Annotated in this window: 14 protein-coding genes; 3 read left to right on the forward strand and 11 right to left on the reverse strand. The window is 66.4% G+C overall.

The window, feature by feature from the left end; translation table 11 throughout:
* Positions 1-13: 13 nt before the first annotated feature.
* The 8 genes from SPHME3_RS0103780 to SPHME3_RS0103815 form a co-directional block, all read right to left on the reverse strand.
* On the reverse strand, positions 14-2,023 hold the full coding sequence (locus SPHME3_RS0103780; RefSeq protein WP_017980618.1) for an acetyl-CoA carboxylase biotin carboxylase subunit: 2,010 nt from the start codon (positions 2,021-2,023) through the stop codon (positions 14-16).
* 125 nt (positions 2,024-2,148) lie between these two features.
* Positions 2,149-2,388, reverse strand: a complete 240-nt coding sequence (locus SPHME3_RS0103785; protein WP_017980617.1) for a hypothetical protein — start codon at positions 2,386-2,388, stop codon at positions 2,149-2,151.
* Positions 2,385-3,491 (reverse strand): biotin synthase BioB, encoded by a 1,107-nt coding sequence (bioB, locus tag SPHME3_RS0103790; RefSeq protein ID WP_017980616.1) that lies wholly within the window; start codon positions 3,489-3,491, stop codon positions 2,385-2,387. Before bioB ends, SPHME3_RS0103785 begins: the two co-directional genes overlap by 4 nt.
* On the reverse strand, positions 3,488-4,174 hold the full coding sequence (locus tag SPHME3_RS0103795; RefSeq protein ID WP_231292071.1) for a TlpA family protein disulfide reductase: 687 nt from the start codon (positions 4,172-4,174) through the stop codon (positions 3,488-3,490). The genes bioB and SPHME3_RS0103795 overlap by 4 nt, the downstream gene beginning before the upstream one ends.
* A gap of 121 nt (positions 4,175-4,295) precedes the next feature.
* The gene (gene scpA, locus SPHME3_RS0103800) at positions 4,296-6,431 is read right to left on the reverse strand and encodes a methylmalonyl-CoA mutase (RefSeq protein ID WP_017980614.1); all 2,136 of its coding nucleotides are present in this window, start codon (positions 6,429-6,431) and stop codon (positions 4,296-4,298) included.
* 126 nt (positions 6,432-6,557) lie between these two features.
* Entirely contained in the window at positions 6,558-6,977 is a 420-nt protein-coding gene (gene mce / locus SPHME3_RS0103805; protein WP_017980613.1) for a methylmalonyl-CoA epimerase, read from the reverse strand.
* A gap of 102 nt (positions 6,978-7,079) precedes the next feature.
* Positions 7,080-7,370 (reverse strand): GIY-YIG nuclease family protein, encoded by a 291-nt coding sequence (locus tag SPHME3_RS0103810; RefSeq protein WP_017980612.1) that lies wholly within the window; start codon positions 7,368-7,370, stop codon positions 7,080-7,082.
* A 93-nt stretch (positions 7,371-7,463) separates the two neighbouring features.
* The gene (locus SPHME3_RS0103815) at positions 7,464-8,990 is read right to left on the reverse strand and encodes an acyl-CoA carboxylase subunit beta (RefSeq protein ID WP_017980611.1); all 1,527 of its coding nucleotides are present in this window, start codon (positions 8,988-8,990) and stop codon (positions 7,464-7,466) included.
* 100 nt (positions 8,991-9,090) lie between these two features.
* On the opposite strand from SPHME3_RS0103815, the gene SPHME3_RS0103820 reads away from it, so the two are divergent.
* Positions 9,091-10,491, forward strand: coding sequence for a helix-turn-helix domain-containing protein (locus SPHME3_RS0103820; protein WP_017980610.1), 1,401 nt, complete (start codon positions 9,091-9,093; stop codon positions 10,489-10,491).
* Positions 10,492-10,669: 178 nt separating this feature from the next.
* Positions 10,670-11,470 (forward strand): DUF72 domain-containing protein, encoded by an 801-nt coding sequence (locus SPHME3_RS0103825; protein WP_018250570.1) that lies wholly within the window; start codon positions 10,670-10,672, stop codon positions 11,468-11,470.
* A 288-nt stretch (positions 11,471-11,758) separates the two neighbouring features.
* Here SPHME3_RS0103825 and SPHME3_RS0103835 read toward each other — a convergent pair whose 3' ends face one another.
* The 3 genes from SPHME3_RS0103835 to SPHME3_RS0103845 form a co-directional block, all read right to left on the reverse strand.
* Positions 11,759-12,220, reverse strand: a complete 462-nt coding sequence (locus SPHME3_RS0103835; RefSeq protein WP_017980607.1) for a hypothetical protein — start codon at positions 12,218-12,220, stop codon at positions 11,759-11,761.
* A gap of 121 nt (positions 12,221-12,341) precedes the next feature.
* Entirely contained in the window at positions 12,342-12,860 is a 519-nt protein-coding gene (locus SPHME3_RS0103840) for a YceD family protein (RefSeq protein WP_017980606.1), read from the reverse strand.
* A complete protein-coding gene (locus SPHME3_RS0103845; protein WP_024310311.1) occupies positions 12,857-13,363 on the reverse strand; it encodes a ubiquinol-cytochrome C chaperone family protein in 507 nt (168 codons plus the stop codon). The genes SPHME3_RS0103840 and SPHME3_RS0103845 overlap by 4 nt, the downstream gene beginning before the upstream one ends.
* An 85-nt stretch (positions 13,364-13,448) precedes the next feature.
* Here SPHME3_RS0103845 and SPHME3_RS0103850 point away from each other — a divergent pair, with 85 nt between their 5' ends.
* Entirely contained in the window at positions 13,449-14,021 is a 573-nt protein-coding gene (locus SPHME3_RS0103850) for an outer membrane protein assembly factor BamE (RefSeq protein WP_017980604.1), read from the forward strand.
* Positions 14,022-14,164 lie beyond the last annotated feature (143 nt).

Raw genomic sequence — 14,164 nt, forward strand, 5'->3', positions numbered from 1 at the left:
CGGCGGCAATGGCTCATTCCATTTCAAGGATGATCTGGTCGACCGCCAAGCTGTCGCCGGCGGCTGCGGAGACGGCCTTCACCCGGCCCGCCTTCTGAGCGCGCAGGATATTCTCCATCTTCATCGCCTCGACCACGGCAAGCGGCTGGCCCGCCTCCACCGCATCGCCCGCGCCTACGTCGAGACGGACGAGCAGGCCCGGCATCGGCGCGATCAGGAAGCGCGACAGGTCGGGCGGCACCTTCTCGATCATATGCTGCGCGTACGGCGCGGCGTGCGCGGGCAGGACGCGGACGTCGTGGCTCGCGCCGCGCGTGGTCAGGCGGAAGCCGCTACGTATCGGCAGGATGCGCACGGTGAGCCGTGCATCCTCCCCGATCTCAGCCTCCACCATCCGATCGCCGGGGGTATATTCCAGCGCGATGTCGAGCGCCTCGCCATCGACGGTGATGCCGTCGGTCGAGACCGCCACGGCATGGTCCTCGCCATCGATCCGCACCGCCCAGGCATGCGGCGGCTGCAGGCGGCTGCCGAGCTGGCCGTCGATCCGGCGCGCGCGATCGGCCTGCGCGGTCGCGGCGAAGGCGGCGATGGCGGCGAGATGGCGCTTGAGGTCGGCGTCGGCGGGGGCGCCGTGGAAGCCGTCGGGATATTCCTCGGCGATGAAGCCCGTGGTGATATTGCCCGACCGGAAGCGCGGATGCTGCATCAGCGCCGACAGGAAGTCGATGTTGGTGCCCGGCCCCTCGATCTCGAACGCGTCCAAGGCCGCGATCTGCGCGTCGATCGCCGCCTCGCGCGTCGGCGCCCAGGTGACGAGCTTGGCGATCATCGGATCGTAGAACATGCTGACCTCGCCGCCCTCGGCGACGCCGTCGTCGACACGGATACGGGGTTCGTCAGCTTGCGTCGACGACGGCGTGGATTCGGGCGGATTGTACCGCACCAGCCGCCCGATGCTGGGCAGGAAGCCGCGGTACGGGTCCTCGGCATAGACGCGGTTTTCGACCGACCAGCCGTTGATGCCGACCTGATCCTGGGTGATCGACAGCCGCTCCCCCGCCGCCACGCGGATCATCTGTTCGACGAGGTCGAGACCGGTGATCTCCTCGGTCACCGGATGTTCCACCTGCAGCCGGGTGTTCATCTCGAGGAAGTAGAAGCTCTCGCCGGTCGTATCCGCACCCGACACGATCAGCTCGACCGTACCCGCACTATAATAGCCCACCGCGCGGGCCAGCGCGACGGCCTGTTCACCCATCGCCTTGCGCATCGCCGGGGTGACGAAGGGCGAGGGCGCTTCCTCGACCACCTTCTGGTGGCGGCGCTGCACCGAACATTCGCGCTCGTTGAGGTACAGGATGTTGCCGTGCTGGTCGCCGAGCACCTGGATTTCGATATGGCGCGGCGATTCGATGAACTTCTCGATGAACACGCGATCGTCACCAAAGCTGGCGAGGCCTTCGCGCTTGGTCGCCTCGAACCCTTCGCGCACGTCCTGCTCGCTGTAGGCGAGGCGCATGCCCTTGCCGCCGCCGCCAGCGGACGCCTTCATCATCACCGGATAACCGATGTCGGTCGCGATCCGCACCGCCTCGTCGGTGTCGGCGATCTCCCCCAGGAAGCCGGGGACGACGTTGACGCCCGCTTCCTTGGCGAGCTTCTTCGATTCGATCTTGTCGCCCATCGCCGCGATCGCGTTCGGCGGCGGGCCGACGAAGGCGATGCCCGCCTCGGCGCACGCCTTGGCGAAGCTCTCGCGTTCGGACAGGAAGCCATAGCCGGGGTGGATACAGTCCGCGCCCGTCTCCTTGGCGGCGAGCAGGATCAGCTCGGCCTTGAGATAGCTTTCCGCAGCGGGTGCTGGCCCCAGGCGCACCGCCTCGTCCGCCATCAGGACGTGGGGGGATCGCGCGTCGGCATCGGAATAGACCGCGACCGTCTTGATCCCCATGCGCTTCGCGGTGCGGAACACGCGGCAGGCGATCTCACCGCGATTGGCGACCAGGATTTTCTTGAACATCCTCTTCTCCCCTCCCGGGAGCGGGAGGGGCCGGGGGAGGGCCTGTCCGCACGCGGGCATCGTTTTGATGATGGGGAGGACGGCCCTCCCCCAACCCCTTCCGCAAGCGGAAGGGGAATGGCTGTCTATTTTCCGACCTGCTTTACGACGTGACGAGCAAACCAGTGGCAGAACAGGGTGCACAGCACGGCGTAGAGCAGCGTTGGCACCGCGTAAAAAAGGTACGTCGTGACGTAGCTCGCCGACCTCGCTAACTGGACCGTCACGATCGCGCCACCATCGAGAGTGATGCTCGTTGCGAGCAACCAGAACGACGTCGAGACGATCGTAAAGACAATCGCTGCGAAGCGGACCAGACCTTTCACTCCGCCGCCTCGGCCATCACCGCGTCACCCCGGGCTTGACCCGGGGTCCCGCTTCTTTCCACGGAGCCGCAGGAGCGGGACGCCGGCTCAAGGCCGGGGTGACGGGCACTGGGCTCCACCGCCATCGGCGTCACGCCCAGCTTCGCGAACAGCGCCGCATCCTTGTCGTCGCCCGCATTGCCCGCGGTGAGCAGCTTGTCACCCGTGAAGATCGAATTGGCCCCTGCCATGAAGCACAGGGCCTGCGCCGAATCCGACATGCTTTCGCGCCCTGCCGACAGGCGCACCATGCTCGCCGGCATGGTAATGCGCGCGACGGCAACGGTGCGGACGAACTCGATCTCGTCGATCTTGGCGAGCGGCGTGTCGGCGAGCATATCGCCCAGCACCGTGCCCTTCACCGGCACCAGCGCATTGACCGGCACGCTGCCGGGATGCTCGGGCAGGGTCGCCAGCGCATGGACGAAGCCGACGCGATCCTCGCGCGTCTCGCCCATGCCGACGATGCCGCCGCAGCACACGTTGATCCCCGCGCTCCGCACCGCGTCGAGCGTATCGAGCCGCTCCTGGAAGCTGCGCGTGGTGATGACGTCGCCATAGCGTTCGGGCGAGGTGTCGATATTGTGATTGTAGTAATCGAGACCCGCGTCGGCGAGCTGCTTGGCCTGATGCGGCTCCAGCATGCCGAGCGTCATGCACGTTTCCATGCCCATGCCGCGCACGCCCTCGACCATCGCGACGATCGCGCCCATGTCGCGATCCTTGGGGTTGCGCCACGCCGCGCCCATGCAGAAGCGGGTCGAGCCATTGTCCTTCGCCTGCGCCGCCGCCTGCAACACCGCGCGCACGTCCATCAGCTTGGTCGCCTTGACCCCGCTGTCGGCGCTGACCGATTGCGAGCAATAGCCGCAATCCTCCGGACAGCCGCCCGTCTTGATCGAGAGAAGCGTCGATAGCTGCACCTGCCCCGCCGCGTGATGCGCGCGGTGGACCGTCTGCGCCTGCCACATCAATTCGTCGAAGGGCAGGTCGAACAGCGAGGCGATCTCGTCGCGCGTCCAGTCGTTGCGAACCGCGTTGCGGTCGGGCGAGGGCGCGCTCACTTGGCCATCGCCTGCTTCAAGCGCGCTTCCAGCGCCGGGGCCTCGGACGGCTGAAAGCCATAGGACGTATAGACCTGCCGGCCTTTGCTGTCGAAGAGGTAGACCCGCGGGATGCCCACCTTTCCGTCGGGGATATCCTTGAGGTCGGCGGCGACGATCTGTTGATAGGCTTTGACGTCGGCAACGACATAGTCGCTATCGGACAGGCCGCCGCGCGCGAGGAAGCGGGCGATGGAATCGGCAGGCTGCGACGGATCAGGATTCCCATCCCTGCGATTGACGTAGACGAAGTTGTACCGGCCCGCCAAATCCTTGCGCATCTTGTTGAGATAAGGCGCCTCGACCATGCAGGGCGGACACCAGCTCGCCCAGATCGAGATGAGCGTCGGCTTTCCCGACACGATGCGCGATCCGAGCGTGATCGGCTTTCCGTCGCGCGTCTTCAACGGCACGCCGGCCAGGCTTGTGATCGAGCGTCCGTTCGTCGCGGCGCGCTCCTGCGCGGCGGCTGGGGAAGCGATCGCAAGGGACAGGCCAAGCGACCACGCTAATGTTGTTCCAAACCGCATATTCACTCCTACGCCGCCTGCAGCGAAATTTCTTGAACCGAACCGATCGCGCGTATTGCCCGCCGCCCGGATCGATGCCGTGGCGGCGTAAACGCTCGTCGTCCGCGCTGCCATTGCACATTCTTCAACTGTGCCGCCCGCTCGCCTGTCAACCGCGTGGGCCATTAGCTGCGTATCGTCCGTCGCATCGATCCGCCCGCATAGTCCCCGCGCGCGGCGGTAAGGGTCAAACGGATCACGCGGCGTCCTCCTGCGGCGGCATATTGTGGCCGAGCAGGCGCAGCACCTCTTCGGCCGCCTTGATGAGGTTGGTGCCGGGGCCGAAGATCGCCTGTACGCCCGCGTCTCGCAGCGCCTGATAGTCCTGCGCCGGGATCACCCCGCCGGCGATCACCCTGATGTCGGCGCGGCCCGCGTCGCGCAGGTGACCGATCAGTTCGGGAATCAACGTCTTGTGCCCGGCGGCGAGGCTGGAGGCGCCGACGACGTCGACGTTCTTCTCCAACGCGAGCACCGCGGCCTCCTTGGGCGTCTGGAACAGCGGGCCGGGGACGACCTCGAACCCCAGATCACCGAACATGCTGCTAACGAGATTGGCGCCGCGGTCGTGCCCGTCCTGCCCCATCTTCGCGACGAGCATGCGCGGTTTGCGGCCCAGCCGGCGCTCGGTGGCGGCGACGCCCTCGGCGAGCCGCTCCCAGCGCATGTCGTCGGTATAGGCCCCGCCATAGATGCCCTTCACCGGCGTCGGCTGCGTGCCGAAGCGGCCGAACACATCCTCCATCGCAGAGGAAATTTCGCCGAGCGTCGCGCGCGCGCGGGCCGCGTCCACGGCGAGTGCGAGCAGATTGTCCTTACCCCGCGCGCCTTCGCGCAACGCATCGAGTGCGGCGCGGCACGCCGCCTCGTCGCGGGTCGCCTTGACGCGTTCGATGCGGCGGATCTGCGCCTCACGCACCGCGACGTTATCGACGTCGAGGATGTCGATCGGGTCCTCGTCGGCCTTGCGGTATTTGTTCACCCCGACGATCACGTCCTCGCCGCGGTCGACGCGCGCGGCGCGGGCGGCGGAGGCTTCCTCGATCATCGCCTTGGGCCAGCCCGCCGCGACCGCCTTGGCCATGCCGCCTTCGGCCTGCACGCGCTCGATGATCTCCCACGCGCCATCGACCAGGCTCTGCGTCAGGCTCTCGATGTAATAGGAGCCGCCGAGCGGATCGACGACCTTGGTCATCCCCGTCTCTTCCTGGATCACGATCTGCGTGTTGCGCGCGATGCGGGCGGAGAAATCGGTGGGCAGCGCAATGGCTTCGTCGAGCGCGTTGGTGTGGAGCGATTGGGTGCCGCCCAGCATCGCTGCCATCGCCTCGATCGTCGTGCGCATGACGTTGTTGTACGGGTCCTGCTCGGTCAGCGAGACGCCGCTGGTCTGGCAGTGCGTGCGCAGCATCTTGCTGCGTTCGTCCTTCGCACCCAGCTGCGTCATCGCGCGATGCCACAGTACGCGCGCGGCGCGCAGCTTGGCGATCTCCATGAAGAAGTTCATGCCGATCGCGAAGAAGAACGACAGGCGCCCGGCGAACTTGTCGATGTCGAGGCCGCTCGCCACGCCGTATTTCACATATTCCATGCCGTCGGCGATGGTGAAGGCCAGCTCGTGGAGCTGCGTCGCCCCCGCCTCCTGCATGTGATAACCCGAAATCGAGATGCTGTTGAACTTGGGCATCTCGCGGCTGGTATAGCCGAAGATGTCCGAAATGATCCGCATGCTCGGTTCGGGCGGGTAGATGTACGTGTTGCGGACCATGAACTCCTTGAGGATGTCGTTCTGGATGGTCCCGTCGAGCAATTTGCGGTCGACGCCCTGCTCTTCGCCTGCGACGATAAAGAAGGCGAGGATCGGGATCACCGCGCCGTTCATCGTCATGCTGACCGACATCTGGTCGAGCGGGATGCCGTCGAACAGGATCTTCATGTCCTCGACGCTGTCGATCGCGACGCCCGCCTTGCCGACGTCGCCGGTGACGCGCGGATGGTCGCTGTCATAGCCGCGATGGGTGGCGAGGTCGAAGGCGACGCTCAGCCCCTTCTGCCCGGCGGCGAGGTTGCGCCGGTAAAAGGCGTTCGATTCCTCCGCGGTCGAAAAGCCGGCGTACTGCCGAATCGTCCACGGCCGGCCGGCATACATCGACGCGCGCACACCGCGCGTGAACGGCGCGAAGCCGGGCAGGCCGGGGTCTGCCGTCACGTCCTCGGCGGTGTATAGCGGCTTGACCGCAATGCCTTCGGGCGTCGGCCAGATCAGGTCCTTGCCCTTCACCTCCTTCGCGGCGGCGGCTTCCCAATCGGCGAGGGTGGGTTTGTCGCTCACAGTCCCTCTCCCATCGGGAGAGGGAAGGAGGCGCGTAGCGCCGGGAGGGTGAGGGTGAGACAACCGCCCTCACCCTTCCGCGCCTGCGGCGCTCCCTCCCTCTCCCGCCGGGAGAGGGATTGTGTCTCAATGATCGCCATGCGGCGTCTCCATCAGTTCGACGAGCACGCCGCCCATGTTCTTGGGATGCACGAAGACGATCGGCGTGCCGTGCGCGCCGATGCGCGGTTCGCCGAGCACGGTCGCGCCCTTTGCCTTCAGGTCCGCGACGGCGGCGTGGATGTCGGGTACTTCGAAACAGACGTGATGCTGCCCGCCCGCCGGGTTCTTCTTCAGGAAGCCGGCGATGGGGGAGCTATCGTCATAGGGCTCGATCAGCTCGATCTGCGTGTTGGGCGTGTCGATGAAGCACACCTTCACCCCCTGCGCGGGCAGGTCGAAGGGTTCGCCGACCACCGCCGCGCCGAGTAGGGTGCGATAGGTCTCGATCGACTGCGCGATCGACGGCGTCGCGATACCGACGTGGTTGAGGCGGCCGAGGGTCATTTTCTTCCTCCTGCCGTCATTGCGAGCGGAGCGACGCAATCCAGGGCGTCCTGGTCCGGCTCTGGATTGCGTCGCTCCGCTCGCAATGACGGGATGTATTGGTCAGCCATGGGCGATCTGCTCGTATAGGTCGTTCCAGAGCGGGTTCATCGCCTCGATCAGCGCGACCTTCTTGGCGCGTGATCCAGCCTTGATCTGCTTTTCGCGCGCGATAGCCACGTCCATCGTGTCCGCGGTCTCGAACCACACGAGCAGCTTGCAGCCGTAGCGTTTGGTGAAACCATTGATCGTGCCTTCGCGATGCTCCCACGCGCGGCGCGGCAGATCGGACGTCACGCCGACGTAGATCGTGCCGTTCCGCCCGCTCGCCATCATATAGATCGAGGGGCGCATTACCGATCCTTCGTCATTGCGAGTCCAGCGACGCAATCCAGAGTCGCACACTCGGACGCTCTGGATCGCTTCGCTGCGCTCGCGATGACGGGGTCACAGCGGAATATTGTCATGCTTCTTCCACGGATTCTCGAGGCTCTTGCCGCGTAGCTTCCGCAAGCCGAGCGCGATCCGGCGACGCGTCGAGTGCGGCTGGATCACCTCGTCGATGAAGCCCTTGCTCGCCGCGACGAAGGGGTTGGCGAAGCGCGCCTCATATTCCGCCGTGCGCTCGGCGATCTCTTCAGGCGTCTTCCCCCGGAAGATGATCTCCACCGCCCCCTTCGCGCCCATCACCGCGATCTCGGCGGTGGGCCAGGCATAGTTCAAGTCGCCGCGCAGGTGCTTCGACGCCATCACGTCATAGGCGCCGCCATAGGCCTTGCGCGTGATGACGGTGATCTTCGGCACCGTCGCCTCGGCATAAGCGAACAGCAGCTTGGCGCCGTGCTTGATGATGCCGTTATGCTCCTGCGCCGTGCCGGGCAGGAAGCCGGGGACGTCGACGAAGGTCACGATCGGAATCTCAAACGCGTCGCAGAAGCGCACGAACCGCGCCGCCTTCTTCGACGAATTGATGTCGAGCACGCCGGCCAGCACCATCGGCTGGTTGGCGACGATGCCGACCGTCTTGCCCTCGATCCGGCCGAAGCCGGTGATGATGTTCGCCGCATGCGCCGGCTGCGTTTCGAAGAAATCACCTTCGTCGACGACCTTCCGGATCAGCTCGTGCATGTCATAGGGCTGGTTGGCGCTGGCGGGCACCAATGAGTCGAGGCTCGGTTCCAGCCGGTCCCAGGCGTCGGCGGTCGGGCGTTCTGGCACCGCCTCGCGGTTCGACAGCGGCAGGAAGTCGATGAAGTCGCGTGCCGCGAGCAGCGCCTCGATATCGTTCTCGAACGCATTGTCGGCGACGCTGGTCTTGGTCGTGTGCGTCACCGCGCCGCCCAAAGCCTCCTGCGTCACCACCTCGTTGGTCACCGTCTTCACCACGTCGGGCCCGGTGACGAACATGTACGAGGAATCCTTCACCATGAAGATGAAGTCGGTCATCGCCGGCGAGTAGACCGCGCCACCCGCGCACGGGCCCATGATGAGGCTGAGCTGCGGCACCACGCCGGATGCCAGCACGTTGCGCTGGAACACCTCGGCATAACCGCCGAGGCTCGCGACGCCTTCCTGAATGCGCGCGCCGCCCGAATCGTTGAGGCCGATGACGGGTGCACCGACCTTCATCGCGGTGTCCATCACCTTGCAGATCTTCTGCGCGTGGCGTTCGGATAGCGATCCGCCGAAGACGGTGAAATCCTGGCTGAAGACATAGACGAGCCGGCCGTTGATCGTGCCCGATCCGGTGACGACGCCGTCGCCGGGGATCACCTGATCCGCCATGCCGAAATCGACGCAATTGTGCTCGACGTACATGTCGATCTCTTCGAAGCTGCCTTCGTCGAGCAGGATGTCGAGCCGTTCGCGCGCGGTCAGCTTGCCCTTGGCGTGCTGCGCGGCGACGCGCTTTTCGCCGCCTCCGGCCCGGGCGGCGGCGCGACGGCGTTCGAGTTCGTTCAGCGTGGAAGACATGGGCAAACTCCTGCGCGGCTGTTTCTCCCGGTCTAGGCGTTGCTTTCAACTGTGGGTTTGCAAAATTGCAATTTGCATTTTTGCAAACTAGGCCCGTTCGATGACCGCCGAGCCGCCCCGCCCCCGTCTGTTCGCCGGCGATCGGGTGCGCACGCTGCGCGCGCGGCTGGCGCTCAGCCAGACGGCGCTCAGCCAGCGCCTCGGCATTTCGACCAGTTACCTGTCGCAGATCGAAAGTGGTGACCGGCCGATCACCGGCGGCGTCCTGGCGGCGCTGGCGCGCGCCTTTCCGCTCGACTGGGTCGACGTCGCGCCGGAGGAGGAATCGGCGGCGCTGGTCGCCGCACTGGCGGCCGGGACCGACCCGTCCGTACCCGCCGCACAGCTCGACGAGGATGCGGTGCGCCGCGGCGTGCGCCAGCAGCCCCTGCTCGCACGACGGATGGCGGCGCTGCATGCCGCGCTCCAGCGCACGCAGGAGCAGCTGCGCGTGCTCGACGACCGCGTCGATGCCGGCGGCAGCCTGCCCGTGCCCCTGCCGTGGGAAGAGGTGCGCGACTGGTTCCAGGGCAGTGGCAATTACATCGACGCGCTCGATCGCTTCGCCGAAAGCCTCGCCGCCGATCTGTCCGGCGCGCGCGCCTATGCCGAACGACTCGAGCGCGCCCACGGCATCCGGCTGATCGACGATGGCGACGCCCTGCGCAGCTACGATCCCGCCGCCGCGACGCTGCGCATCGACGCCGCGCAACCGATCGAAACGCGCGCCTTTCAGATGGCGCACCAGCTGATCCGGCTCGAGGCGGCGGATCTGATCGAGCGGATCGTCGCCGACGCCCCGCTGCAGTCGGAGGCGGCGCGCGAGCTGCTGCGCGTCGGCCTCGCCAATTACGGCGCGGGCGCGCTGATGATGCCCTATGCCGCCTTCCGCAGCGCCGCGCGGCAGCAGCGCCACGACGTTGACGCGCTGCGCCAGCGCTTCGGGGTCAGCTTCGAACAGGTGTGCCACCGCCTCTCGACGCTGCGCCGCCCCGGCGCACCCGGCATCCCCTTCTTCTTCTGCCGGATCGACATGGCGGGCAACATCACCAAGCGGCATTCGGCGACGCGGCTGCAATTCGCGCAATATGGCGGCGCCTGCCCCCTATGGGTCGCGCACGAGGCGGTGGCGATCAGCGACCGTATCCTCGTCCAGGTCGCCGAAATGCCCGACGGGGTGCGCTACGTCTCGATGGCGAAGGGGCTGGTGAAAGCCACCGCGAGCTACCGCCGATCCCCCCGCCGCTATGCCGTGGTGCTCGGCTGCGAGGTCGAGCATGCCGCCGCCTTCGTCTATGCCGACGGGCTCGACGTCGCCGGTGCGGACAGCGCGACGCGGATCGGTCCCTCCTGCCGCATCTGCCCCCGCCGCGACTGCGACCAGCGCGCCTTCCCGCCGGTGGGCCGCGACCTGCTTATCGACCCAGACCGCCGCGGGATCGTACCCTATCGCTTCGATTGAGTGCGCGCAGAGGCGCGGAGGACGCAAAGACGCCCCACGTGCGGCAGCGCCCTTTTCCGCTGGGGCTCATTGTAAGGAGTGACCGACGCCGCCCGGCGCAACCTCTCTGCGCCCTCCGCGCCTCTGCGCGAACAATCTGCCTCGCCGCAAGGCATGTCCCCCGGTCGCACGCGCCGTTATGCTCCCGCCCATGACGATACGAATCGGGATCGGCGGCTGGACCTACGAGCCGTGGCGCGGGACCTTCTATCCCGAAAAATGGCCGCAGAAGCGCGAGCTGGAATATGCCGCGTCGCAGATGACCGCGATCGAGATCAACGGCACCTATTATTCCAGCTTCAAGCCCGCCAGCTTCGCCAATTGGGCCGCCGCGGTGCCCGACGGCTTCGTCTTCACGCTGAAGGCGTCGCGCTACTGCACCAACCGCAAGGTCTTGGCCGACGCCGGCGAATCGATCGAACGCTTCGTCGGACAGGGCATCACCGAGCTGGGCGACAAGCTCGGCCCGATCCTGTGGCAGTTCATGGCGACAAAGAAGTTCGACGCCGACGACATGGATGCCTTCCTCAAGCTCTTGCCGGCCAAGCACGACGGCATCCCCCTCCGCCACGCCATCCAGGTCCGCCACGACAGCTTCGCCGACCCCGCCTTCATCGCCATGGCGCGCGCGGCCAACGTCGCGATCGTCTACGCCGATTCGGCCGACTATCCCGCCATCGCCGACGTCACCGCCGACTTCGTCTACGCGCGGCTTGAGAATGCCGTGGAAGCGGAGCCGGCAGGCTACAGCGCCGCGGCGCTCGACCGCTGGGCGAAAGCGGCTCGCGACTGGCAGGCCGGCGGCCGCCCCGAGGGCCTGCCCTACGTCACCCCCGACACACCCGCCAAGGCCCAGCGCGACACCTTCGTCTTCTTCATCAACGGCGCGAAGGTGCGGGCACCGCATGGGGCGAAGGCGCTAATCGAGCGGGTGGCGTGATAGGCGAAGTCAACGGCACGCCCAGTAGTGGACGTTCAGAACCGTGCTAGTCAGACCCGATGATCGATAAGCCGGACATCAGCGCTCGCATCGCAGCAGTCTGCTACACTCTCGTGATAGCGGCGATGGTGTCGTTCACACTTGCGTGGGGAGGCTTGGGCGAACCGTGGCGCTTTGATGAGTTGCTGGTCTTCATGGGGATCGCGCTATCCCCAATCCCTGTCTGCGTTCTATGCTTCCGTCGACGTGCTTAGCTCGGCCGTTTTACGCCCAATTGCGGACATGCAGTCAGGCCGTGATAGGCATCCACACGAGTTCGTCAGTGACTGGCTCATAGCGAGCAATCGCAGAGCCCACTTCGTTTTCAGGCGTCAGGCGCACTTCCTTTGACGTAACTCGCCCCATCCTCGTCATAAATTCCGCCAACTGCTTCGCTTCATCGGGTCCAACGACATCGCGAGGATCGAGATCAAACTCAATTTCCTCCTCACTGAAGAAGTGGCAGTTCAGGCGCTGTCGACCGAGTGCGTAAGATGCGCAGACAGAATGAGCACGGCCTAGCAGGAAGGCCGTGGTCACTACTGACGGGACCGTGCTCAACTCTCCGTCGATGGTGAATGCTAGGCATCTCGGCTCGACGATGAGCGCCGTCCAAACGCTCGCCCAATCGTCAATCGATGTTCCACATATGTAGATGTCACGAAGAGACCCATCAGCTTCGAAATGCGGGGCGATCTTCGACCAATCCATAAGTGCAGTTAGCAGCGTGCCATCCGCCGCGGCAATGTCCGCTTTCCCCCCAATAGCGGACAGAGCAGGTTAAACTTTAGGTCGCCTACTCTCCTGCTCTGAGCGCACCGCCCTCGCCAACTCACCCCCCCGCCAGCTTCGCCTTCAAATCCTTCAGCGCGCCGAAGGGCCCAGCCTCTTCCTCGCTGATGACGCCGGCGGCCTTCAGCGCGTCGGCGGCGTCGGGGCTGCGGGGGAAGGGATCGAGCGACAGCGCGAGCGTTTCGGCGGCGACTTCGCCGAGGTCGATACCGCCGCCCTCGATCTCCACCGTGTCGAGCGCGCCGGCGTCGAGTTCCACCTCGTCCTGGCCGTCGAGCCGTTCGACGAACAGTAAGGCGACGGGTTCGTCGATCGTCGCCGCCAGCGGCACGCCCGTGACCGAACACGCCTGCGTCACCGCGCCCGTCACCCGGCCGCGCACGGCGATGCCGGCGGCTTCGCGGCGCAGCGTCAGCTCCGCCTCCAATCGGTCGACCGCGATCAGATCGAAGCGCCGTGCCAAGGCGGCGCGTTCGTCGGCATCGGCATGGATGTGGACGGCACGATCGCCCGCGCCGATCGCGTCGAGGCGTTCGGGACGGCTGAATTCGGGGGTCATGGCAGGTCTCCGGCGGTCAGGCGGTCGAGCGGCGTCGCGTCGAGCGCGGTGCGGAAGGCGGCAAGGTTCTGTGCCACATGGACCACGGCCTCTGGCGCAGGGGCCTCGCCGCGGTACAGGTTGCGGACCAGCGCCGGCGTCAGGTCCCCCGCCGCCAGCCCGTCGCGATAGGCGCCGAGCCGCCCGCCGAGCATGCTCATCATCTTGCCGACATGCTTGCCGACGACCAGGTCGCCCATGCCCATCTGCCGGAGTTGCCCGTCCATATCGTCGACGAAGCGTTCGGTCAGGTGCGCCGACAGCGTCGCCGCCGCCGGCTCCGCCTCCAGCCGCAGCAGCACCATCGTCAGCACCGCCGCGATCATGTCGAACCGGCCATCGACCGTGTCGGGCACGGCGCCGGCCAGATACCAATGCTCCGCCCGCCCGCGCGTCACCACCGCATTGTACAGCGGCAGCGCCTGATCCTGTCGCTCGCCGAACAATCGTCCCCACCAACCCACTGTGCGCCCATCCTCCCTGCCACGCCCCGCGGCACTGCCGCTTGAAGCCTTGTCGTTCCTCGCATATCGAGGCGATCGGCGGGCGATGCAATCGATCCTGCGCGCGCCATGGGCGGGAAAGCCGCCGCTGGAGATTGTGATGAGCGTATCCGTTGCCCGTTTCGGCGCCCGCGCCCGTGCCCGCGTGGGTCTGATCGCGGGAGTGGCCTGTGTCCTGGGTGCCGGCGCCTGCACGCCGCTGCGGTCGCACCAGGGCTATATCATCGACGCCGATCTGGTGAATTCGGTGCAGCCGGGCGTCGACAACCGCGCATCGGTGGCGCAGGTGCTCGGCCGGCCGACGATCGCCAGCCAGTTCGGGGCGCAGGACTGGTATTACGTCTCGCGCGACAGCCGGAACCTCAACTTCCAGAAGCCCAAGGCGAAGGACCAGATCGCGCTAAAGATCACCTTCGATCCCAACGGCACGGTCAAGTCGGTGACGCGCACCGGCATCGATCAGATCGCCAGCGTCGATCCGTACGGCAAGACGACGCCGACGCTGGGCAAGAAGCGCGGCTTCTTCGAGGATCTGTTCGGCAACATCGGCACCGTCGGTGCGGCGGGTGCCGGTGGCCCCGGCGGCAGCAACACCGGCGGCGGTCGCAACACGCCGTAACGGCCCCGGCTGGCCGCCACGGCGTTGGCCGCGCCGCCTGCTACGCATCGGCGCGGCCGTGCCGTGCTTGGACCGGCACTGATCCCAAAAGGGGTTAAGGGATCAGTGGCGGCTAACGCGTCATGCGGGCTTTGGTTCTTTCG

Origin of the sequence: Sphingomonas melonis DAPP-PG 224 (genome assembly GCF_000379045.1) — a bacterium.
Classification (GTDB): domain Bacteria; phylum Pseudomonadota; class Alphaproteobacteria; order Sphingomonadales; family Sphingomonadaceae; genus Sphingomonas; species Sphingomonas aquatilis.

What these genes read in the sequence shown, in the direction of transcription:
- SPHME3_RS0103780 (WP_017980618.1), bottom strand. Translation starts at nt 2,023, where the DNA reads ATGTTCAAGAAAATCCTGGTCGCCAATCGCGGTGAGATCGCCTGCCGC.
- SPHME3_RS0103795 (WP_231292071.1), bottom strand. Translation starts at nt 4,174, where the DNA reads ATGGCAGCGCGGACGACGAGCGTTTACGCCGCCACGGCATCGATCCGG.
- mce (WP_017980613.1), bottom strand. Translation starts at nt 6,977, where the DNA reads ATGACCCTCGGCCGCCTCAACCACGTCGGTATCGCGACGCCGTCGATC.
- SPHME3_RS0103810 (WP_017980612.1), bottom strand. Translation starts at nt 7,370, where the DNA reads ATGCGCCCCTCGATCTATATGATGGCGAGCGGGCGGAACGGCACGATC.
- SPHME3_RS0103815 (WP_017980611.1), bottom strand. Translation starts at nt 8,990, where the DNA reads ATGTCTTCCACGCTGAACGAACTCGAACGCCGTCGCGCCGCCGCCCGG.
- SPHME3_RS0103820 (WP_017980610.1), top strand. Translation starts at nt 9,091, where the DNA reads ATGACCGCCGAGCCGCCCCGCCCCCGTCTGTTCGCCGGCGATCGGGTG.
- SPHME3_RS0103825 (WP_018250570.1), top strand. Translation starts at nt 10,670, where the DNA reads ATGCTCCCGCCCATGACGATACGAATCGGGATCGGCGGCTGGACCTAC.
- SPHME3_RS0103835 (WP_017980607.1), bottom strand. Translation starts at nt 12,220, where the DNA reads ATGGATTGGTCGAAGATCGCCCCGCATTTCGAAGCTGATGGGTCTCTT.
- SPHME3_RS0103840 (WP_017980606.1), bottom strand. Translation starts at nt 12,860, where the DNA reads ATGACCCCCGAATTCAGCCGTCCCGAACGCCTCGACGCGATCGGCGCG.
- SPHME3_RS0103850 (WP_017980604.1), top strand. Translation starts at nt 13,449, where the DNA reads ATGCAATCGATCCTGCGCGCGCCATGGGCGGGAAAGCCGCCGCTGGAG.